Below are 21,044 nucleotides of genomic sequence, written 5' to 3'. Positions count from 1 at the left end.
CGTCGTCTCGTTGACCAGAAATGTGATGCATGCCATGCTGAAGGCTGTCTTGCATGGGCATTACATTTATGAGGAGAAACAATGGCACAGGGAACCGTCAAGTGGTTCAACGCTGAAAAGGGCTTCGGCTTTATCACCCCGGACAATGCCGATGGCGATGTCTTCGTCCACTATTCGGAAATCCAGGGCGCCGGCTTCAAGTCGCTGGAAGAAAATGCACGCGTCGAATTTGAAATCGGCCAGGGCGCCAAGGGGCCGCAGGCCACCGGTGTCTCAACGCTGTAGCAGGTAACGCTGCCTGAAAGGGCCCCGGCCATGGCGCCGGGGCCCTTTTTTGCGCCGGTTGGGCGGCCGGCTACGCCCGGCGCAGCAGCCGCGTCAGCTCGCGGACGGAGACATTTGGCATGTAGGCCTCCCCCACGGCGCGGCCGATGGCCGGCAGCGACAGCGGATCCTGGTAGGCCATGTAAAGCGTACGGTGCCGCGGCTGGAACCTCTTTTTGAAGTTGGCCAGCGACGCGAATCCGTACACCGGCTCCAGGGTCCGGGCCAGCACGCCCAGGATCCGTTCCATCGAGGTGCCCTCGAGTGCCAGAAGCGGATGCATGTCCGTCCCGGGCGCCTCGGCGGCCGCGGTGCCCGGGCCGCCTTCGGCCGCCGGCACTTCCGGCGCGCTGACGGCCAGGGGCGATCCGGACAGGGAGATGTATTCGACCTGGTCGCGGAAGTGCAGCACGGCCTCCGCAATCAGGAACTCCATCACGCCCTTGAAGGCGCCGTCGTTGCGGCGCATGAAGTCCAGCGTCCAGCTGACCACTTCCCCGTCCGCGAAGACGGGCAGCCAGCTCGTGACACCGTGGACGCGGCCGGTGCCGTCCACGGCGAGGCAGACCTGGACGTTGTCGTCCTTGAGCTGCTCCACGGTGCCCAGCGTGAATCCCAGTTCGGGCAGCGCCCTTTCCGACACCCAGTCTTCGGAAATTTCGTGGATCTGCGTGCGCAGGCCGGTGCTGAGCCCCGAGTATTTCTGCCAGCTCGCCTCAACCTGGAGTTTGGCCGCCTTGTTGAGGGCCGTGCGCACGTTTTGCCATTCCTTGCCCTTGAATTCCATGGCACGGATGTCCAGGAGGGTTTCGGTGGCCACGCCCGCACGGTGGAAACCGCGGCGCTCCAAGGTTTCCCAGCATTCATCGGTCAGTGAATAAAAACACGGGGTCAGGGATTGTTCGGAGCAATAATCAATGAATCCGTTCACGGCGGCCGGGTAGTCCGCCGGCTCCCCCAGGGGTCCGCCTACGGTCACCGCGACGCCAAAATGTTCCTGGTAGGCAAAGCCGGCGGTCCGCGCCGGCGTAAACCAGTACTCGTTGCCGGGCCAGAGCGCCATCCAGGACAGCGAATCGCCACCGCGGTGCACCAGGGCCGCCGCGGCTGCCTTGTCCGCACCGGCCGGACCGGACACCACGCGGCGGCTCAGGAACAGTCCCAGGACCACGACCACACTGGCGGTCCATAACGCGGCCCCGCCCATGCTGAAGAGCAGCGTGGAGAAGAAACCGTGCGGGTACACGGCGGCCCCATAACCAAAGGGGAAGGGGTAGGGCAGCAGCACCCTGGGCAGGCTGGCAAAGAGGCCGATGAACCCGTATTTGCCCTGTTCGTTGCCTTCCAGGTACCAGGCGGCTGCGTACAGCGCCACGAAGGCGCCGAGCATGATTGGCAGCAGGACGGCGGCCCGGCGGCGCAGGGCAGGGTCCGGGTCGATGTGGAAGTGGCGGCGCCGGGACACCAGGACGGCGGCGATGACAAACGGCACCAGGACCACGGGGAATACCTCCCACGCGGAGCTGTCAATGCTCAGAACGCGGCGTCCCCGCAGCAGCGGCAGCCCGAAGCCGGCAAACACCTGGAGGTAAAACGCGCTCATGACACCGATCACCAGGTGCAGGTAGACGGCCATCCAAAGGGCCAGCCGGTTCCCCCGCCGCAGCCCCTCGGCACACGCCAGGAGCAGCAGCATGGGGGCCAGTGCCAGCAGGTGCCCGCCCGGACCCCAGAGACCCATGCCGTGCCCCAGGCCGCGGCAGGATTCCTCCAGCGGCGTGCAGGCCGCCTGCAGCTGGCCAATGCTGGGCACCGGGTTGACCACCAGGTTGCGCAGCCTGGCCAGCGGACCCACCGGGATGTGGGCGACGGCGGCCATGAGCGGGCCCACGGCAAAGACGGCCACCACAATGGCCAGGTTGGTCCGCGTTTCACGGCTGGTGGAGCGCACCACGTAGGGGGCGGTCCGTGCCGGGAGCAGTGCCATACCCATCACCAGGCCCACCAGCGCCGCCACCAGGATGAACAGGTTCTGTGCATGGCCCACATAGAGGGTCAGCATCACCGCGGTGGCCAGCACCAGGTTGCGCATGCGCCGGCGCCACATGCGGCTGACCAACCGGCTTGCAGCCATCAGGGCGCCGGCCGAAGCCGCGTACGGCCCCATGAGGGTCGCCTCCTGCATGCCCTGAAGCCATTCAATGCCAAGGGCCCCGCCCAGTTGCACGACGCCGGTGAAGACCACCGCCGCCGCGAGCTGCACCGAGAAGAACAAAGCTGCGGCCCGCCACGTGCCCACCGTGACCTCTGCGAGGCCCAGCACCCCTATCAGCAGGGCCAGCGCGGCCAACAATCCGGCAGGGCCCTGGGTGAGGAACAGCGTGGTGATGAACGACCACCACTGCCCGTGCACCAAGTCGGTGGACTGCAGACCGGCAGCGCCGGCCACAAACCGGGACAGGGGGTAAATAACCGACCGGGTGCCAACCACCACGACGACGGTCGCCGCCACGACGGCCAGCGAGAAGGGCGTCCGGCGCACCCAGCTGGCGAAGGCAGCCGTCACTGCAGTCCCAGTCGCGCGCCGAGGTAGGCAAACGCCGAAGGCAGCGCCTCCGTCACCATGATCCACGAGTGTCCGCCCGGGAAGGTGGTGCGTTCCACCTTCATGCCGGCCCTGCGCGCCGCAGCCTCAAGCACCACGGCATTGTGGGTGTACACCTGGTCCTGTTGGCCACTGGCAAACCAGCCCTGGACGAACGGGTAATTTTTGTGGTCGAGCAACGTCAAGGGCACCACGGCGTCGAACGCGGACGCATTGCCGTGGAAGGCGCGCTGGATGGTCACGGCCCGGTCGGCGGTCAGCGCCGGCTCCCGCTCCGCGGAGATGGCTGCAAATGTCCTGTAGACGCTGGGGTGCCGGGTGACCATCTCCATGGCGCAGGTGCCGCCGTAGGAAAACCCCGCCACGGCCCAATGCTCGTGGTTCGTGTCCACGTTCAGGGTCGCGGAAATCCAATGCGGCACGTCCACCGCCATGTAGGTGTCCGCGCGGCCGAGGGCCGAGTTCATGCACATCGTGTTGGCTTCCTGGCTGCCGTTGGCATCCGGCATGACCACGACGGGTGCCAGGCCGTGATGGGCTCGGGCGTAATCAGCCATGGTCTGGGGCAGGTGCCCGGAGACGAGCCAGTTCTCCGGCGATCCCGGCTGCCCGGTGACCAACACCACCACCGGAAGAGCTGGCGCACGTGGCGCGAAGTAGGCCGGAGGCAGGTAGACCACCGCAGGGCGGGCATGAAAGCCGGAAACCTTCCCGGGAATGGTGACCTGGCGGAATTCGCCGTTCAACATTTTGCTGGGCGGCACCCAGCCGTCCTCCACCGGCAGCAGCCGGAAGCGCTCCGCGCTCTTCTTTTGCAGGAAATGAGGGATGCCCCGGGCCAGGGCCGGGTCCCCGCGTACCAGGCTGCCCACCGTGGGGTATTCGCCAAAGTAGACATTGACCTGCACCGCACAAACCACGAGCACGACGACGCCGGCAGCCACGCCCAGCAACCGCCTCACCAAGGACGTGCCCGCTCGCACCTGGCGGCCGCCATGGCGCACCTGTCCCTCGCGCGCGCGACGCCCGCCCAAGCCAAGAAGCGCCGTCGCCAATCCGAGGACCAGGCCCCAGATGCCGAAAGCCACGCAGGCAACGACGGTGGCGGGAAGGTCTTCAGGCCACCAGTACCAGACGTGGATGACGGCCCAGCAAAGCAACATCCCCAGGGCCGCCGAGACGGCTGCCGACAGTGCGCAGAAAATCCACCAACGGCGGGAGCGGCGGACCAGCAGGTACGCCAGCGCAACGACGCCCAAGACAAAGGCCGCCAGAGGCAGGAATCCCGAGGCCAGGCTCAGCCCATAAATCCACACACCTAATTGCATTGCTTGCCCTTTTCCGCCTGTCCCGCATCCAACATCGGGCAACACTGGAGATATTAGTGCCAAATTCTGGGAGGCTGCTGGAGCTTATCTCCAAGTACCGATCCCCACCACGGGACCAGCCTCCAGCCAGGACGACAATCCCGCGTAGGCACCGAATTTCATGGCCAGCAGCACTTCCTCACCCTTGTAGGAGAGCGTGACAATGACCACCCCGGGCGGCACCCGGGTCAGTTCCGCCTCGGTGGGCTTGCGCCGCCCCACCAGCTCAATGGAACTGCGGACCATCTTGCGGCGCGGAATGGGGCTTAACGAAAGAAGCCGGAACCATTCAAGGTCCGACTCCTGATAACGGCAAACCCCCATCTGCCAGCGGTTGCCGCCAATGCAGAGGGAGGCGTCCACGGTACCCAGGGCGCGCCGCAGTTGAAAGCGGCGCACCCCAAACAGGCACAGTGCTATAACGACCAGCAGGAAAATCGCTGCCAGGACGATGAACGGGATGCCGGGTTCGTTCATCAAATACTTGCTAGTGGTTGCCTGCGTTTGACGCTGCGCCGTCTTGCAACTGCGCGTTGTCGGCAACGATCACCACCCGGTCCTTGTCTACCGAGAAGAAGCCGCCGTCCACGGAAACCGCCATGCGGCCTCCGTTGACGGGCTCGATGGCCAGCTCACCCTCTGCCAAAATGGCCAGCAGGGGCGAGTGGCCCGGGAGGATGCCGATCTCGCCGTCGGACGTGCGCGCCTTGACCATCTTCGCCGCACCGGCCCACACATGGTGGTCCGCCGCTACGATTTCAACTTCCAGTTCGGCCATGGTTACTTGGTCGATTCCTGGATCTTGGCCCACTGGCGTTCGACGTCGGTCATGTCACCGACGTTGAAGAACGCCTGCTCGGCAATGTGGTCGACGTCGCCGTCGCAGATCGCGGTGAAGCCTTCGATGGTGTCCTTGATGGAAACCGTGGAGCCCTCGACGCCGGTGAACTGCTTGGCGGTGTACGTGTTCTGCGACAGGAACTGTTGGATGCGCCGGGCACGGGCCACGACGATCTTGTCCTCTTCGGAGAGCTCGTCCACACCCAGGATGGCGATGATGTCCTGCAGTTCCTTGTTCTTCTGAAGGATCTGCTTCACGCGCACTGCGGTGTCGTAGTGCGCCTGGCCGATGTACTGCGGGTCGAGGATGCGCGAGGTGGATGTCAGCGGATCAACGGCCGGGTACAGGCCACGTGAGGCAATTTCACGCGAGAGCTCGGTGGTGGCGTCCAGGTGGGCGAACGTCGTTGCCGGGGCCGGGTCGGTGTAGTCGTCGGCAGGGACATAAATGGCCTGCATGGACGTGATCGAGTGGCCCTTGGTCGAGGTGATGCGCTCCTGCAGGAGGCCCATCTCGTCGGCAAGGTTGGGCTGGTAGCCCACAGCGGAGGGCATGCGGCCCAACAGCGTGGAAACTTCCGAACCGGCCTGCGTGAAGCGGAAGATGTTGTCGATGAAGAGCAGCACGTCCTGGTTCTGGACATCGCGGAAGTACTCCGCCATGGTCAGGGCGGACAGGGCAACGCGCAGACGCGTTCCCGGCGGCTCATCCATCTGGCCGAACACCAGGGCGGTGTCCTTGAGAACACCTGCCTCGTCCATTTCAACCCAAAGGTCGTTGCCCTCACGGGTGCGCTCGCCAACACCGGCGAACACGGAGGTGCCTCCGAAGTTGCGGGCAACACGGGTGATCATTTCCTGGATCAAAACGGTCTTGCCGACACCGGCACCGCCGAACAGGCCGATCTTTCCACCCTGGATGTACGGGGTGAGAAGGTCGATCACCTTGATGCCGGTCTCGAGCATCTGCGTCGAGCCCTCAAGGGTGGCGAAGGCCGGGGCCTTGCGGTGGATCGGCCAGCGCTCGGTGGTGGTCAGCTCCGACTCTTCGATGTCCAGGGGCTTGCCCAGGACGTTGAAGATGTGGCCCTTGACGCCTTCGCCGACGGGGACGGAGATCGGCGCGCCGGTGTCCTTGACAGACGTGCCGCGGACCAGTCCGTCGGTAGCCTGCAGGGAGATGGCCCGGACCAGGTTGTCACCGAGGTGCAACGCGGTTTCGAACGTGATGGTGCGCGTCTCGCCGGCGAGCGTCAGCTCTGCTTCGAGGGCGTTGTAGATGCCGGGGATGGACCCCGCTGGGAATTCTACGTCAACAACGGGGCCAATGACGCGGGCAATGCGTCCAATGGCACCGGCCTTGGCGGCTACCTGCTCTGTAGTAGTGGCAGTCATCTCTCTCACTTCAATCAGTAGATGGCGTGGGGTTAAGTGTATCGGGGTCAGAAACCGGGCGGGCGGACCCGCCCCGGGGTGCGGCGTGGGCTAGGACGCGTTCAACGCGTCGGCACCGGCCACAATCTCGGACAATTCCTGGGTGATTTCGGCCTGGCGGGCCGTGTTGCGCAGTCGCGTGTACTTCTTGATCAGGTCCGAGGCGTTGTCGCCGGCGGACTTCATCGCCCGCTGGCGTGCTGCAAGTTCGCTTGCGGCAGCCTGCAGGAGCGCGTTGAAGATACGGGATTCGATGTACCGCGGAAGCAGGGCGTCAAGCACCTGTGCCGGCTCGGGCTCGAACTCGTACAACGGAAGAAGGTCGGACTCGCTGGTTGCCTGCTCCTCCACCACCTCAAGGGGCAGCAGGCGGACAACCTGGGGAACCTGCACGACCATCGACTGGAATCGGGTGGAGACAATGTGGATTTCATCCACACCGCCCTTTTCGTATTCCGTGGCGAAGGCTTCCAGGACTGCCTGGGCAATCTCCTTCGCGGTGCTGAATTCGGGGGCATCCGTGCCACCGGTCCAGACCCGCGCGTAGCCGCGGTCACGGAAATCGAAGTACGCCTGTGCCTTGCGGCCGACCAGGAAGTACGAAACTTCCTTGCCTTCCGAGCTGAGCAGCTCCGCGAGCTGTTCAGACTGCTTGAGGACACCGGCGGAATAGGAACCCGCGAGGCCCCGGTCGGAGGCAACAACGACGACGGCGGCCCGGCGGATCTGCTCCGGCGTCGTCACCAACGGGTGGTCGATCACACTCTGCGATGCCACGGCAGAAACGGCGCGGGTAATGGCATTCGAGTAGGGCAAGGATGCCGCCACACGCAGGCGCGCCTTACCGATGCGCGAGGTGGCGATCAGTTCCATCGCCTTGAAGATCTTGCGCATCGAGGTGGTCGATGCGATCTTCTGGCGGTAGACCCGGATCTGGGCTCCCATACTTTTCCTTTCCTAAAGTCCCGGTGGCCGGTCCTGCCGGGGACATTGCCCCGGCAGGACCGGCCGACGTAGAGTCAGCGCTTCTGCTTGACGATCTTCTCTTGGTCGACGTCGGAGCCGGCAAGAGGGTCGTGCTCCTCGTGTCCGGCACCAACCAGCTGGTTGGCCCCGACACCGAAGAAGCCGGCCTTGAAGTCCGTGATGGCGGCCTTGAGCGCATCAACGGTTTCGTCAGCCATGACGTTGGTCTGTGCCAGCGTGGTCAGGATGGAGGTGGCGTGGCGCAGGTGTTCCAGGAACTCCTTCTCGAAGCGCGAAACGTCCTGGACCGGGACATCGTCCAGGTAACCGTTCGTGCCGGCCCAGATGGAGACAACCTGGTCTTCCACCGGGAACGGTGCGTACTGGCCCTGCTTGAGCAGTTCCATGAGGCGTGCACCGCGGGTCAGCTGCTGCTTGGAGGCGGCATCCAGGTCCGAGGCAAACATGGCGAACGCCTGCATGTCGCGGTACTGGGCCAGTTCCAGCTTCAACGTACCGGAAACCTTCTTCATGGACTTCACCTGTGCGGCACCGCCCACGCGGGAGACGGACACACCGACGTCAACGGCGGGGCGCTGGTTGGCGTTGAAGAGGTCCGACTGGAGGAAGATCTGACCATCGGTGATGGAGATCACGTTGGTCGGGATGTAGGCGGAAACGTCGTTTGCCTTGGTTTCGATGATCGGCAGGCCGGTCATCGATCCTGCTCCGAGCTCGTCGGACAGCTTGGCACAACGCTCCAGCAGGCGGGAGTGCAGGTAGAACACGTCGCCCGGGTAGGCTTCGCGTCCCGGCGGGCGCCGCAGCAGCAGGGACACGGCACGGTAGGCCTCAGCCTGCTTGGACAGGTCATCGAAGACCACCAGGACGTGCTTGCCCTGGTACATCCAGTGCTGGCCGATCGCCGAACCGGCGTAGGGTGCCAGGTACTTGAAGCCGGCGGGGTCCGAAGCCGGGGACGCCACGATGGTGGTGTACTCCAGCGCGCCGTGGTCTTCCAGGGTCTGGCGGACGGCGGCGATGGTCGAAGCCTTCTGGCCGATGGCAACGTATACGCAGCGGACCTGCTTGTTCGTGTCGCCGGAAGCCCAGTTCGCCTTCTGGTTGATGATCGTGTCAACGGCCAGGGCGGTCTTGCCCGTCTGGCGGTCGCCGATGATCAGCTGGCGCTGGCCGCGGCCGATCGGAATCATTGCGTCGATGGCCTTCAGGCCAGTCTGCATGGGCTCGTGGACGCTCTTGCGCTCGGTTACGCCGGGGGCCTGGAGTTCCAGGGCACGGGTGGTCTCGGCGGCAATCTCGCCCAGGTCGTCAATGGGTGTGCCCAGCGGGTCAACCACACGCCCCAGGAAGGCGTCGCCCACGGGCACGGACAGGATCTCACCGGTGCGGTGAACTTCCTGGCCTTCTTCAATCCCGGTGAAGTCACCGAGGATGATGACGCCGATTTCACGGACGTCAAGGTTCTGGGCGAGGCCCAGGGTGCCGTCTTCGAAGCGAAGCAGCTCGTTGGCCATGACGGAGGGAAGACCCTCCACACGGGCAATGCCATCGCCTGCGGTGGTAACCCGGCCAACCTCAACGCGCTCGGCGTTGCCCGGTTCGTAGGACGCCGCGAAGTCATTCAACGCAATACGGACATCGTCGGCGTTGATGGTCAATTCGGCCATCTGCAGTCCCTGCTCTCCTATTTCGCGATCACCGCGTGTTTCCCGGTGACCTAGCTTTCGCACCATTCCCGTCCTGGTGGGCGGGCGGTTTGGTTTCTTACTTTTTTGCTTTGCGGCTATCCAGCCAGCTGGCGGCGCAGTTCGCCCAACCGGGCCATGACGGAGGCATCCACTACCTCGTCACCCACCCGGACACGGACGCCGCCGATGAGCGCGGGGTCCACGCGGACGTTGACGTTCAGCTCGCGTCCGTACAGGGAGTTGAGCCCGCGCTGCAGCCGCTCGAGCTGCGTGGCGTCCATCGGACGGCTCACCGTGACCTCGGCAATCCAGCGCTGCTGGCGTTCCGCTGCCAATTTGGCGAAGCGTTCAATGAGCTTGACGCTCTTGAGCCCGCGCGGGTTGACGACCGCCTGGCGAATAAGAAGCTGGGATTCCTCGCTCGCGCCAGGTGCCAGCCTCAGTGCCAGGTCCACCTTGGCGGACTCGTCTGCCTGCGGTTCCACCAAGGCGCGCTGCACCTCGTGGCTGGATTCAACGGACTGGTTGAAGGCGAACAGGTCGCTCTCCAACGCAGCCAGGCCGTTGAGGCCGGAAACGGAGTTGCCGGAACTTGCAGACGCGCTCCGATTTTCAGCAACGGCAATGACCACGGTTGCGGCCACGGTCTCGAGTGCATCGCCAAGGTCACGCGCATCGCTCCAACGGGCTGCGGCCAAACGGCCGACGATGGCCTCCGCTTCCGCGGAAACCTTGCCCTTGACAAGTGAGGCAACCAGCGCCGTCTTCTGCGCACCCTCGCGGGACGGGTCAGTCAGCGAACGGCGCAGGCCGGCCGAGCTGTCCAGGACCGCCAGGATGGAAAAAAGCTCCTTGGCCAACGACAGCGTCGCCGTGGGAAGCTCTGCTTCCAACTGGCCCAATGCCATGGTCAGCGATTCGCTCGATACGCCTGCCATTACTTCGTAGCACCTTCGCTCTGCTTTTCCAGGTCAGCCAGGAAACGGTCCACCACGCGGGCTGCGCGGGCGTCGTCGTCCAGCGACTCGCCCACAATGCGTCCCGCCAGCGTGGTGGCCAGCGAACCGACCTCGGCACGGAGGGACACGACTGCGGCCTGGCGCTCGGCGGCGATGGCCGTCTGTGCCTGTTCCGTGATGCGGGCAGACTCACTGGCGGCCTTTTCCTTCAGGTCCGCCAGGATCTGGGCACCTTCGGTGCGGGCTTCCTCACGGATGCGGTTTGCTTCCGTGCGTGCGTCAACCAGCTGCTGCTTGTACTCACCGAGAGCCGCCGACGCTTCCGCCTGTGCCTTCTCAGCCTTGGCAATTCCGCCTTCGATGGCTTCAGTGCGGTCGGCATAGGTCTTCTCAAACATCGGGACAACGAACTTGGCCACGATGACCATGAGAATGGCGAAGCCGACAGCGACCACCAGGACTTCAGACCAGCTGACAGCCAGTGGGCTGGGCGCTGCATCCGCCGCATTGACGGAGGCTAAAACCATGAGATTATTCATATTTCACCCGTCCTTTTCTACTCGTGTTTTGAAACTTCGAAGTTCTCTTTACTTGAGAACGAACGCAAACACGAGGCCGAGGATGGCCAGTGCTTCGGTCAGCGCCAGGCCCAGGAAGGCGAGGGGCTGGAGCACACGCTGGGCTTCCGGCTGGCGTGCAACGCCGTTGATGTAGGCAGCGAAGACCAAGCCCACGCCAATGGCACCGCCGATTGCGGACAGACCGTAACCAATGAGGTTCAGCGAGCCGTTGATATTTCCCGTCATTGTGTTTCCTTTCAAGATGCCCGTAGGCAGGTTGTTTGGTTCAAGTTATCCCCCAAGGGGAATTCTTTTGGTGCGGTTAGTGGCTGTCCGCGTGGACAGCACCCTCAATGTAGATTGCGGTCAGCAGGACAAAGACGTAGGCCTGCAGGACCATAATCAGGGCTTCAAGCATGTACATGGCCACTGCTCCGACCAGTACCAAAATGGAGGTGCCCTTCAGGAACCAGCTTTCCTGTGCAATCAGGAACTCGATGCCGGAGCCGGCGATCATGACGATCAAGTGGCCGGAGAGCATGGTGGCGAAGAGACGCAGGCTGTGGGTCATCGGTCGAACCACAAAGTTTGAGATGATCTCGATCGGGACCACCATCGGCAGGATGTACCACGGCACACCCGACGGGACCACGGCCAGCTTGAAATAGCGCAGGCCGTTTTCCTTCAGGCCCACACCGATCCAGACCACGTATACGAGCAGGGCCAGGACATAGGCGCCGGAGACGTGCGAGAAGCTGGGCAGCTGCAGGATCGGGATGGCACCGAACAGGTTGTTGACCAGGATGAAGAAGAACAGGCAGAACAGCAGCGGCACGTACTTTTTGTAGTCCTTGGCCCCGATGACGTCCTTGCCAACGGAGTTGCGCACGAAGCCGTAGGCCATTTCGCCCACAAATTGCAGCCGGCCCGGAACGAGCTGGCCTTTGCGTGCCGCAGCCACGAAGAACCAGGCGATGATCACGACCGAAAGCAGCACCAACAAAATCTGCTTGTTGAATTCCAGGCCACCGATCGTAAAGAACGGGGTCAGGTGGCTTTCGACGCTGGGCGGGGTAAAGCTTCCACCATCTTGGGCGGGGAGCATAAGCGCGATCAACGCGTTTCCTCTCTGCAGTGTCCGTAATTGGGCTGGTTTGCGGGAGCGGAGACGGAACGCGCCTCGAAGCCCCCAAGGTTATAGAAAAAATGTGGTATCAATGTTGCTCAGGCCCCTGGCCGTTGGTCGCGGTTGGAGGTCCGTCCACACGCTTGGAACTGCCCATTCCGAAGCGGCGGGCAAATGACAAATAAAATCCGCCGGCGAGGCCAATGAGTGCCCCGGCCAGAACCATCCAATGTGTTCCGAGCAAAATATCCAGACCCCACCCTATCAAACTCCAGACCACTATTCCGCCAATAATGTAGCTGAACACGACCATTCCGGAGTTGTAGCCGCCCGTGCCTTCGGTGTTGTCGGGGTTGCCGGAAGCCGCGGAATACTTCTCCCCGCGTCCGTTGCCGCCGCTCATGCCTGGCCCGCTTCCGACGGTGGTTTGACGGGGTCGTTGTAGAGCTGCAGGCGCTGGCGGCTGAAGGTGACCACCTCGGTGGCCTGCCACAGCAAAACCACCACGACGCCGGCCGTTGCGAACCAGGGGCCGTTGAGCCAGGTAGGGGCACCCAAGGTGAAAAGGATGACCGCGAAGCCCACCACTTTCACCAGGTAGGTGACCATGAAAACGCCAATGGCACCGGAGGGATTCTTCCGGCCGTAAATGTGGCCCACCAGAAGACTGAGGCCGAAGAAGGCAACCACGACGGCGGCACCAAAGGCGACACTGCCAACCCCCGGCCAGCCCGAAACGACGAGCGCCGCAACGGCAAGCACCACCGTGGCGGCCACAGCCACCAGCAAACACTTCACGAGGATGTTCAGCCAAGGGGTGGCAGAAGGACCGGCGACCTTGACGGGTCCCCGAACGGCGCCGTGGGGGGCACTTTTATCCTTCATTACCACTCTCTTCAGGAGAGACTTTTATCGCACGAAAGCCAATGAAACGCGGGGGCGGAATTCGCCAAAAACAATTCTACACGAGATAGAACTGTTACATGACCTAACTAATGCCCCTCCGCACCCGGCCACGGCCGGTGCCGTGGCGCACAGCCGCCGCTACCGGGCATCGGCGCCGGCCTTCCGGCGGAAATGCCGCTGGAAAAGCGTGGGCGTGCGAAGGTACAGCAGCACCGCCACCAGGCACAGGGCCGTGGCCACAACCTGCACCAGGCTGCTGCCCTGGGCGGCCACAATGCCCAGCACGCTGACCACCACCGTTGCTGCGCACACCACCGCAGTGGACTGCACATGGCTCAGGCCCACAATGTTCAGGCGCTGGTAGACGTGTTGGCGGTGCGAGGCATACCAACGCTCCCCCGCCAGCAGCCGCCGCAGGAACGTGACAAAGGTATCCACCAGGTAGACCAGCACGGGCGAGAAAATGTATTCCACCGGAACGTGGGCCAGGAAGGCGGCCATGGCAGTGACGGAGATGGACGCACCCAGCAGGTAGCTGCCCACGTCGCCCATGAAGACCTTGTTGCGGCCCAGGTTCCATGGCAGGAACCCGGCAAACGCCGCGGCGATGGCCACGCCGGCATACACCAGCCACTGGTGGCCCGTCACGGCACCGCCGAAGGCATAGAAGCCGCCCACCAGGAGCCCGTGCGTGCCGGAAATGCCGTCCATGCCGTCCATGAAGTTGGTGACGTTCACGTAGGCCGCCACGGCCACCGCGCCGGCCGGGATCCACCACAACTGCTGCGCGGCCGGGTCAATGATTGCCACGGCTGCCGTGGCCAGGGCCCCCACCAGCAGCTGCAGCCCGGCACGGACGGTGATGGCCAGGCCCCGGATGTCCTCCACCCAGCCAATGGCAGCGGCACAGAGGGTCACCAGCAGGATCACGACCAGGGTGGCGCGCGCCTGCGACTCGTTCACGCTCCCCTGGGGGAGGAACAGGGCGAGGGCCAGTGCGGCCGGCAGGGCAACGGCCGTCGTGATTCCCATGCCCCGGATGGTGGGCCGCTGGTGGGAGCTGCGCGCGTTGGGCACGTCCAGCACCCCGGCGCGCACCAGGAGCGGGCGCGCGACGGCGGGCAGGCCGAGGGCCAACACGAGGGCGACGGCGGCCACGGCGGCGGACGCAAGCCAGCTGGAGGTGTCCATCAGGCGCCTGCCGCAACGTCGCCGTCGGACTCGTCAATGCTGGGCGCGTCGCCGCCGGACTCCTCACGGCAGCGCTGGAGCCACAGTTCGAGGTCCAGGTCCGCGGGGGCCAGGGGTCGGGCGTGGGTGTGGGAAATCTTGGGGTGCCCGTCGGGCTTGTTGATCTCGTCGTCGCCGGTGAGCTGTTCGTGGAGCTTCTCGGACGGGCGCAGGCCGGTGATCTGGATGTCGATCTTTTTCCCGGACATGGCGATCATGCGCCGGGCCACGTCCATGATGCGCACGGGTTCGCCCATGTCCAGGATGAGGACGTCGCCGCCGTGGCCGATGGCACCGGCCTGGATGACCAGCTGGCAGGCTTCGGGGATGGTCATGAAGAAACGGGTGACGTCAGGGTGGGTGACCGTGACCGGTCCGCCCTTGTTGATCTGGTCCGTGAACAGCGGCAGCATGGACCCCCGGCTGCCGATGACGTTGCCGAAGCGCACGGAGACATAGCGCTTGCCGGTCTCCCCCGCCATCCAGGACGTCAGCTTTTCCGCGGCGCGCTTGGAGTGTCCCAACGCGGTGGTGGGGCTGGCGGCCTTGTCCGTGGAGACGTTCACGAAGGTTTCCACGTCGACGTTGCGGGCGGCGCTGAGCACGTTCAGGGAGCCGAGGACGTTCGTCTGCCAGCCCTCTTTCGGGTACATCTGCAGCAGGGGGGCGTGCTTGAGGGCGGCGGCGTGGAACACGACTTCGGGGCGGCGCTTGGCGAAGATTTCGTCGAGCGCGTCCGCGTCGCGGATGTCCGCCAGCACGGTGGAGTTGTCGTTGAGGAGGCCGTGGCCAAAAATTGAGAGCTGCGTGTGCTGCAGGCCGGATTCGTCACGGTCCAGCATGATCAGCTCGGCCGGGTTGAAGCCGTGCAGCTGGCGGCAGAGTTCGGAGCCGATGGAGCCGCCCGCTCCGGTGACCAGGACCCGCTTGCCGGTGACATAGCCGGCAATCTGGTCCACCTTGATGTCCACCGGGCGCCGGCCGATCAGGTCCTCGACGTCGATCTCGCGGAAGTCCGTGAGGCCGCCGGCGTTGTCCCGGTTGGTGTTGGAGGTGAGCATTTCCTGCAGCGGCGGGAGCACCAGGACCTTCACGCCCAGCCCGGCGACGGAGTCGGAAATTTCCCGGATGCGTTCGGCGTCGATGTGGGCCATGGCCAGCACCACCACGGTGGACCTGGTGCGCTTGATGATCTCGGGCAGCTCGTCGCCGCGGCCCAGGACACCCACCGAACTCAGGCGCAGGTGCTTCTTGGCCGTGTCGTCGTCAATGAGGCCCACCGGGACAAAGGGCGACTCCGGGTCCTGGACCATGCGGGTGACCAGCGAGTTGCCCAGGAATCCCGCCCCATAGATCAGCGTCTTTTGGGCCTCGTCGCCGAAGGTGGGCTTGCCCTCAACGTACAGGCGCTTGGCGTAGCGCACGGCCGCCATGATCAGCGCGGCAAAGGGAAAGGCGATGGCGCTGACGGAGCGGGCAATGTGAAGCTCCTGCACCGTCAGGAACAGGAAAACTGACGTCACGGCGGCCACAATCAGGGTGGTGGCCACCAATACCCGGGCTTCCTGGATGCTGCCGAACGTGTAGCGGCCGCGGTACAGCGAGAGCCACCAGCCGGCAACGAGCTGGGTTGCCACCGCCACGGCGATCAGCAGTGCCATCCCGCCGGGATTGATCAGCCGCACGTCCAGCTCGTAGCGCAGCAGCACGGCGAGCAGCAGGGCGGCGGCCCAGGACAGGGAATCCAGGATGGCCTGCGACCACAGCCACAGGCGCGGCTTGGCGTCGCCTTCGGGGTGCGTGGCTCCGGGTTTTCCTGCTGCTGTGGTGCTCGACATATTCAACGTGGTTCGTAGTCCGTTTTCTGCCCGTAATTGGTTGGCATGCGCTTCGGGCCCAAATAACCCTACAGTCCGTTCGAGGCGCGCTGTACTAAAGTAATGGCTATTACGATAGTAATCGCTTCACCCATGCCACACCGCCAACCCGCGCCGCGCGCCCCCGCCGGCCGAGAGGATCCAGGACTTGCAAAACACCGTAGCCGTGGCTGCCGTAACCTTTGACCGGCCGGGGGACGTACGCACTTTGCTGGAAGCCCTCTCGCGGCAGAGCCACGCACCGCATTCCATCTCCCTGGTTGATTCAGGCACGCAGCCGGTGGACCGGATTGCCGCGGACGCGCCGGCCCCCGTGACCTATCTGAGGTCCGAGGCCAACCTGGGCGGGGCAGGCGGCTTTTCCTTCGCCATCCTCAGCGCCCTGGCCTCCGGCGCCGAGTGGGTGTGGATCATGGACGACGACGCCCACCCGGAGGACCCGTCGTGCCTGGCGACGCTGCTGGAGGCGGCCCGGGAGCGTGGTTTGGACGTGGTGCTGCCGCTGGTCGTCGCCCCCGGGGAACCCACCAAGCTGTCCTTCCCGTTCCGCCTGGACGGGCGCCTGACGCACGAGCGTGCCGATGTGGAGCCGCTGGGCCTGATTGAAAACGTGGGCCAGTTCTTCAACGGCGCCCTGATCCGCTCCGAGGTGTTCTTCAAGGTGGGCCTGCCGGACCTGCGCCTGTTCATTCGCGGCGACGAGGTCGACTTCATGCTGCGGCTGCGCCGGGCCAACGTAAAGTTCGGCACCGTCACCACCGTGGCACTGACACACCCCGCCGGCTGGGGCGAGGTCCAGGAACTCATGGGCAGCCGCTTCCACGTGCTGGTCCCGGAATCGCCGTTCAAGCGCTTTTACTTCTTCCGCAACCGCGGCTACCTCACGCGCAGGCACCGGCGGCTGAAGTCGTTCGTGGCCGACGCGGTGGGCTACCCGCTCTACTACCTAAAGCACGGGGACGTGAAAGGGCTGGCCGAATGGGCCGGCGCCTATTCGGCGGGGCTGCGCGGGGCAAAGTTCGGGCCGTTGAAGGACCAGAAATTCTAGCCGTGGGGCGACGCGACCGCTTCTTCATCGTGATCACCACCTTCAACCGGGCGGACTATCTCGCCGGGCTGATGGAGTCCGTGGCCGCCCTTGACCCGGCCCCCGACGCCGTTGTGGTGGTGGACAACGCCAGCACCGACAACACGGCCGCAGTCATTGCCGCGGCACGGGAGCGGCTGGCCGCCCTCCCGTCCCCCGTTGCCCTGCACCACCAGGCCCTGGGCACGAATGTGGGCGGCGCCGGCGGCTTTTCCGCCGGCGTGGAGCGCGCACTGTCCGAAGGCGCCCAGTGGATGTGGCTGATGGACGACGACGTAACCGCGGTTCCCGGGGCCATCGGCGCCTTCGGGCCGTGGATGGACAAATACGACGCGCTGGTGGGCCGCCGCTACGACCCCGCAGGCAAGCCGTTCTTTTGGCAACACACATTCAGCAGCTTTCTGGGCATCCACCTGCCGGTGCGCGGCGACGTTTTCGCCCACACCAACGAGTTCCCCACCAACGTTGGCTGCTTTGAGGGCATGCTGGTGCACCGTGACGCAGTGGCGTCGGCGGGCCTGCCGGACCCGCGCTTCTTCATCACCTGGGACGACGCCATTTACGGCTGGCTGGTGGCGCAGGAGCGTCCCGTCATGTACGTGAACGAGTTTGTGCTGCACAAGGTCCGTGAACAACGCACCGTTGACCTGTACATCCGGCACCTGAACGACTCCTCCAACCTGAGCCGCTTCTATGTGATGCGCAACCGCGGGCTCGTGGCCCAGTACCTGCGCGCCCACGGGCAGTTCAACCCCATGGGGTTTGCCGTCGGGACGGCCCTGACGGCAGCCAAGGAACTGGTGCGGCTGCTGGCCGTGGAAAAGACGCTGCGCGGCAGCGCCAGGCTGTGGGCAGGATGGCGCGCCTCGCGCCCCATCCTGGCGGACCGGCAGTGGCAGCCCATGGCAAAGCTGGACCTCTAGGCACCGAGCGTACAGCTCCGGCGGGCCGGCTGAAAGCGGACCCGCCGGAGCTGTACATTCGTCACGGAATCAGGCCTGCTCGGTGTTCGAGGCCGCCTCCGGTGATTGGGCCCCTGCGTGCTCGACCTGCGCGGTGCCAGCGGGCTCCGGGGCCGCCTTTTCCAGGCTGACGGGCGAGTCCGAACCACTTGGTTCCCACATGTGGGGTTCCTCGTCATGCCCCAGGGCACTGGGCACCATGCGCCGGATCTCCTCCAGCGTGATGGCACCTTCGCGGACCAGGCGGAGCCGTGGCCCGGTGGCGTCAATGATCGTTGACGGAACACCGTCCGTGCCTGCTAGGGGGCGAAACCCGGCCTCCAGGTAAACTTCCACGGATTCAGCAAGCTGTTCACGGGCCGCCTGGGCCGTCTGCGCAGCGGGCTGCCCGGTCCGGTTGGCGCTGGAGACGGCCAGCGGTCCGGTCAGGGTCAGCAGGTCCAGGGCCAGCTGCTCGTCCGGCACGCGCAGTGCCACGGTGCCGACGGTGTCACCCAGGTCCCAGGTCAGGGACGGCTGGGCGTGGAAGATCAACGTCAGCGGTCCGGGCCAGTACTTTTCCGCGAGCCTGCGGGCATCGTCAGGAATTTCCGTGGCGAGCCCTTCCATGGTGCCGATCCGTGGAATCAGCACTGGCGGGGGCATGTTCCGCCCGCGGCCCTTGGCGGCGAGCAGGGTGGCGACGGCCTGCGGCGAGAACGCGTCGGCCGCGATCCCGTAGACGGTGTCCGTAGGCATCACGATGACCTGCTTGGCCGCAATGGCCTTTTGGGCGTGCGCCAGTCCCTCGGCCCGCTGTTCATCATTGGTGCAGTTATACGAAGTGGTACTCACATTGACCATTCTTTCATCCGGAAACCCCGGTACGTGAACGCCGCATCCCCGGCCACGGCGATGGGCCCTTCCTTCAGCCGGCACTCCCCGGGCGGCGTGCGCTGGTGGCCCGGTCCCGTCCCGTCAGGTCGGGGTGCGTTGCAATGTCTTCCCAGGCGCCACTGCCTTTCAGCAGTTCCGCCATCTGCGCAGCCTGGACTTCGGCGTGTTCCATGACGAAGTACCCGCCAGGGCGCAGCAGGCGCGCGGCGGCGGAAGAGGCGGCCATGGGCATTTCCATGCCGTCCGCTCCCCCTCCATACAGCGCCATGTGGGGGTCGTGGAGCTGCACTTCCGGGTCCCTGGGAACGGCGCCGGCGGGAATGTAGGGCGGGTTGGAGACCACCACGTCCACGGTGCCGTCCAGCTCGGTGAACGCCTCCCGCAGGTCGCCGTGAACCAGCGTGACGCCGGTCCCGGCCAGGTTCCTTGCCGCCCACGGATACGCCTCGTCGCTGAGTTCAACGGCGTACACCCGGCAGCCGGGCACCTCCCCGGCCAGCGACGCGGCGATGGCCCCGGACCCCGTGCCAAGGTCCACGGCGGACAAGGTACCGTCCACGCCACGTTCCTGGCGCAGTCGTGTTAAGACGTCGATGGCCAGCTGCACCACCGATTCCGTCTCCGGCCGCGGCACAAAGACGCCCTTGCCCACCGCCAGTTCAAGGTGGCGGAAATAGGCGGTCCCGGTGATGTGCTGCAACGGCTCGCGGGCGGCGCGCCGGGCCACGAGTGCCTCGTAGCCCTCCGGTGCCACAGCTGTGCCAAATAACATGGCGGCCAGTTCGCCGCGGCCCACGCCAAGCAGGTGCGCGGCCAGGAGCTGCGCGTCCACGGACGGTGACGGCACACCGGCCGCCGCCAGGACCGCCGTCGCACGCTTCACGGCGTCCGACAGCGACGCGGCACCTGACGGCGATGCGGCACGGGCCGACGGGGCGGAATCCCGATGGGCCCCGTCAGTCACCCAGGGCGTCCAGCCGGTGCTGCTCATCCATCTCGATGGCCGACTGCACCACGGCTTCAAGGTCGCCGTTCATGACGGCGTCCAGGTTATAGGCCTTGTAGCCGGTGCGGTGGTCGGCGATCCGGTTTTCCGGGTAGTTGTAGGTGCGGATGCGCTCAGAGCGGTCCATGGTGCGGATCTGCGACTTGCGCACGGCCGAGTTCTCGGCGTCGATGATGGCCTGCTGGTGGGCCAGGATGCGCGCACGGAGCACGCGCATGCCGGCCTCGCGGTTTTGCAGCTGCGACTTCTCGTTCTGCATGGCCACCACGATCCCCGTGGGAAGGTGCGTGATGCGCACTGCGGAGTCGGTGGTGTTCACGGACTGCCCGCCAGGGCCTGAAGAACGGTAAACATCAATCTTGAGGTCGTTCTGGTTGATGTCCACCTCTTCGGGTTCATCGACCTCCGGCAGCACCAGGACCCCGGCGGCAGAGGTGTGGATGCGTCCCTGGGATTCCGTGGCCGGCACCCGCTGCACGCGATGGACGCCGCCTTCAAACTTCAGGCGTGCATACACGCCCTCGGCGGGATCATTGGAGCGGCCCTTGACGGCAATGGAAATGTCCTTGTATCCGCCGAGGTCGGACTCCGTGGAGGAGATGACTTCCGTCTTCCACCCGCGTGAATCCGCATACCGCGTGTACATCCGGACCAGGTCCGCCGCGAACAGGGCGGCCTCGTCGCCACCCTCCCCGGCCTTGACCTCCAGGATCACGTCCCGGGCATCGTCGGGGTCGCGCGGGATCAGCAGCCGGCGCAACTTTTCCTGCGCTGAGGCGAGCTGGCTCTCAAGATCGGGCACCTCGGCAGCAAAGTCCGGGTCTTCGGCCGCCATTTCCCTGGCCGCCTCAAGATCGCCGGTGAGCTGTTCCACCTGGTGGTATCCCTCCACCACGCCGCTCAACTCCGCGTACCGGCGTCCCAACCTGCGCGCCAGCGACTGGTCGGCATGGACGGCGGGGTCGCTGAGCCGCTGCTGCAGTTCGGCATGCTCATCAAGCAGCCCGTGGATGGATTCAAACATTTCAAAACCTCTCTCGACGTAAGTCAAGTCTAATTACTTCTGCTGTCCGTACCCGGCCGCCCTGGCCCGGCCGCCCGTGGCCCGGTCCCCGTGGCCCGGTCCGGCGGCGGCCCGACGTTTTCCCGTCCGGCTATCCGCCCCTTCGGCCGCGGGCGGCCTTCGGGTCTCCTTTACGCCGGACTA

At 65.1% G+C, this 21,044-nt stretch carries 21 protein-coding genes; 3 read left to right on the top strand and 18 right to left on the bottom strand.

What is annotated here, in order from left to right; translation table 11 throughout:
• Window positions 1–81: 81 nt before the first annotated feature.
• Entirely contained in the window at window positions 82–285 is a 204-nt protein-coding gene (locus G6035_RS09380; protein WP_176616821.1) for a cold-shock protein, read from the top strand.
• A gap of 70 nt (window positions 286–355) precedes the next feature.
• Here G6035_RS09380 and G6035_RS20585 read toward each other — a convergent pair whose 3' ends face one another.
• The 15 genes from G6035_RS20585 to G6035_RS09305 all read right to left on the bottom strand — a co-directional run bounded on the left by G6035_RS20585 (window position 356) and on the right by G6035_RS09305 (window position 15,867).
• Window positions 356–2,890, bottom strand: a complete 2,535-nt coding sequence (locus tag G6035_RS20585) for a DUF2156 domain-containing protein (protein WP_176616820.1) — start codon at window positions 2,888–2,890, stop codon at window positions 356–358.
• Entirely contained in the window at window positions 2,887–4,257 is a 1,371-nt protein-coding gene (locus G6035_RS09370) for an alpha/beta hydrolase family protein (protein ID WP_176616819.1), read from the bottom strand. Before G6035_RS09370 ends, G6035_RS20585 begins: the two co-directional genes overlap by 4 nt.
• Before the next feature lie 84 nt (window positions 4,258–4,341).
• Complete coding sequence (locus tag G6035_RS09365; protein WP_176616818.1) at window positions 4,342–4,773, bottom strand: DUF2550 domain-containing protein; 432 nt, start codon at window positions 4,771–4,773, stop codon at window positions 4,342–4,344.
• Window positions 4,774–4,783: 10 nt separating this feature from the next.
• Window positions 4,784–5,074 carry a F0F1 ATP synthase subunit epsilon gene (locus G6035_RS09360; protein WP_176616817.1) on the bottom strand — a complete coding sequence of 97 codons (291 nt, stop codon included), beginning with the start codon at window positions 5,072–5,074 and terminating at the stop codon, window positions 4,784–4,786.
• Window positions 5,075–5,076: 2 nt separating this feature from the next.
• Window positions 5,077–6,531 (bottom strand): F0F1 ATP synthase subunit beta, encoded by a 1,455-nt coding sequence (atpD, locus tag G6035_RS09355; RefSeq protein WP_176616816.1) that lies wholly within the window; start codon window positions 6,529–6,531, stop codon window positions 5,077–5,079.
• A 90-nt stretch (window positions 6,532–6,621) separates the two neighbouring features.
• Window positions 6,622–7,515: a F0F1 ATP synthase subunit gamma gene (locus tag G6035_RS09350; protein ID WP_176616815.1), complete on the bottom strand. Its 894-nt coding sequence runs from the start codon at window positions 7,513–7,515 to the stop codon at window positions 6,622–6,624.
• A 74-nt stretch (window positions 7,516–7,589) separates the two neighbouring features.
• Window positions 7,590–9,227, bottom strand: a complete 1,638-nt coding sequence (atpA, locus tag G6035_RS09345; RefSeq protein ID WP_176616814.1) for a F0F1 ATP synthase subunit alpha — start codon at window positions 9,225–9,227, stop codon at window positions 7,590–7,592.
• Between the two features lie 116 nt (window positions 9,228–9,343).
• Window positions 9,344–10,186 carry a F0F1 ATP synthase subunit delta gene (locus tag G6035_RS09340; protein ID WP_176616813.1) on the bottom strand — a complete coding sequence of 281 codons (843 nt, stop codon included), beginning with the start codon at window positions 10,184–10,186 and terminating at the stop codon, window positions 9,344–9,346.
• On the bottom strand, window positions 10,186–10,746 hold the full coding sequence (locus G6035_RS09335) for a F0F1 ATP synthase subunit B (protein ID WP_176616812.1): 561 nt from the start codon (window positions 10,744–10,746) through the stop codon (window positions 10,186–10,188). Before G6035_RS09335 ends, G6035_RS09340 begins: the two co-directional genes overlap by 1 nt.
• Before the next feature lie 48 nt (window positions 10,747–10,794).
• Window positions 10,795–11,013 carry an ATP synthase F0 subunit C gene (gene atpE / locus G6035_RS09330; protein ID WP_113718645.1) on the bottom strand — a complete coding sequence of 73 codons (219 nt, stop codon included), beginning with the start codon at window positions 11,011–11,013 and terminating at the stop codon, window positions 10,795–10,797.
• 76 nt (window positions 11,014–11,089) lie between these two features.
• On the bottom strand, window positions 11,090–11,884 hold the full coding sequence (atpB, locus tag G6035_RS09325; RefSeq protein ID WP_176616811.1) for a F0F1 ATP synthase subunit A: 795 nt from the start codon (window positions 11,882–11,884) through the stop codon (window positions 11,090–11,092).
• Window positions 11,885–11,981: 97 nt separating this feature from the next.
• Window positions 11,982–12,296, bottom strand: a complete 315-nt coding sequence (locus G6035_RS09320; protein ID WP_176616810.1) for a hypothetical protein — start codon at window positions 12,294–12,296, stop codon at window positions 11,982–11,984.
• Window positions 12,293–12,778 carry a hypothetical protein gene (locus tag G6035_RS09315; RefSeq protein ID WP_176616809.1) on the bottom strand — a complete coding sequence of 162 codons (486 nt, stop codon included), beginning with the start codon at window positions 12,776–12,778 and terminating at the stop codon, window positions 12,293–12,295. Before G6035_RS09315 ends, G6035_RS09320 begins: the two co-directional genes overlap by 4 nt.
• Window positions 12,779–12,937: 159 nt before the next feature.
• Window positions 12,938–13,990 (bottom strand): UDP-phosphate glycosyltransferase, encoded by a 1,053-nt coding sequence (locus tag G6035_RS09310; RefSeq protein WP_176616808.1) that lies wholly within the window; start codon window positions 13,988–13,990, stop codon window positions 12,938–12,940.
• Entirely contained in the window at window positions 13,990–15,867 is a 1,878-nt protein-coding gene (locus tag G6035_RS09305; protein WP_176616807.1) for a nucleoside-diphosphate sugar epimerase/dehydratase, read from the bottom strand. Before G6035_RS09305 ends, G6035_RS09310 begins: the two co-directional genes overlap by 1 nt.
• Window positions 15,868–16,054: 187 nt before the next feature.
• Between G6035_RS09305 and G6035_RS09300 the strand changes: the two genes are divergently transcribed.
• A complete protein-coding gene (locus tag G6035_RS09300; RefSeq protein ID WP_176616806.1) occupies window positions 16,055–16,954 on the top strand; it encodes a glycosyltransferase in 900 nt (299 codons plus the stop codon).
• 2 nt (window positions 16,955–16,956) lie between these two features.
• Window positions 16,957–17,916, top strand: coding sequence for a glycosyltransferase (locus G6035_RS09295; protein ID WP_176616805.1), 960 nt, complete (start codon window positions 16,957–16,959; stop codon window positions 17,914–17,916).
• A 69-nt stretch (window positions 17,917–17,985) separates the two neighbouring features.
• Here the strand turns inward: G6035_RS09295 and G6035_RS09290 are convergent, their stop codons facing one another.
• The 3 genes from G6035_RS09290 to prfA all read right to left on the bottom strand — a co-directional run bounded on the left by G6035_RS09290 (window position 17,986) and on the right by prfA (window position 20,861).
• The gene (locus tag G6035_RS09290; RefSeq protein WP_176616804.1) at window positions 17,986–18,798 is read right to left on the bottom strand and encodes an L-threonylcarbamoyladenylate synthase; all 813 of its coding nucleotides are present in this window, start codon (window positions 18,796–18,798) and stop codon (window positions 17,986–17,988) included.
• A gap of 64 nt (window positions 18,799–18,862) precedes the next feature.
• A complete protein-coding gene (prmC, locus tag G6035_RS09285) occupies window positions 18,863–19,795 on the bottom strand; it encodes a peptide chain release factor N(5)-glutamine methyltransferase (protein ID WP_371130939.1) in 933 nt (310 codons plus the stop codon).
• Window positions 19,788–20,861: a peptide chain release factor 1 gene (prfA, locus tag G6035_RS09280; protein ID WP_176616802.1), complete on the bottom strand. Its 1,074-nt coding sequence runs from the start codon at window positions 20,859–20,861 to the stop codon at window positions 19,788–19,790. Before prfA ends, prmC begins: the two co-directional genes overlap by 8 nt.
• Window positions 20,862–21,044: the final 183 nt, after the last annotated feature.

Source organism: Arthrobacter sp. SDTb3-6, from assembly GCF_013376095.1.
Classification (GTDB): Bacteria; Actinomycetota; Actinomycetes; order Actinomycetales; family Micrococcaceae; genus Specibacter.
The sequence above is the reverse complement of the archived record's forward strand: the minus strand, read 5'-3'. Positions and strand labels throughout refer to the sequence as shown.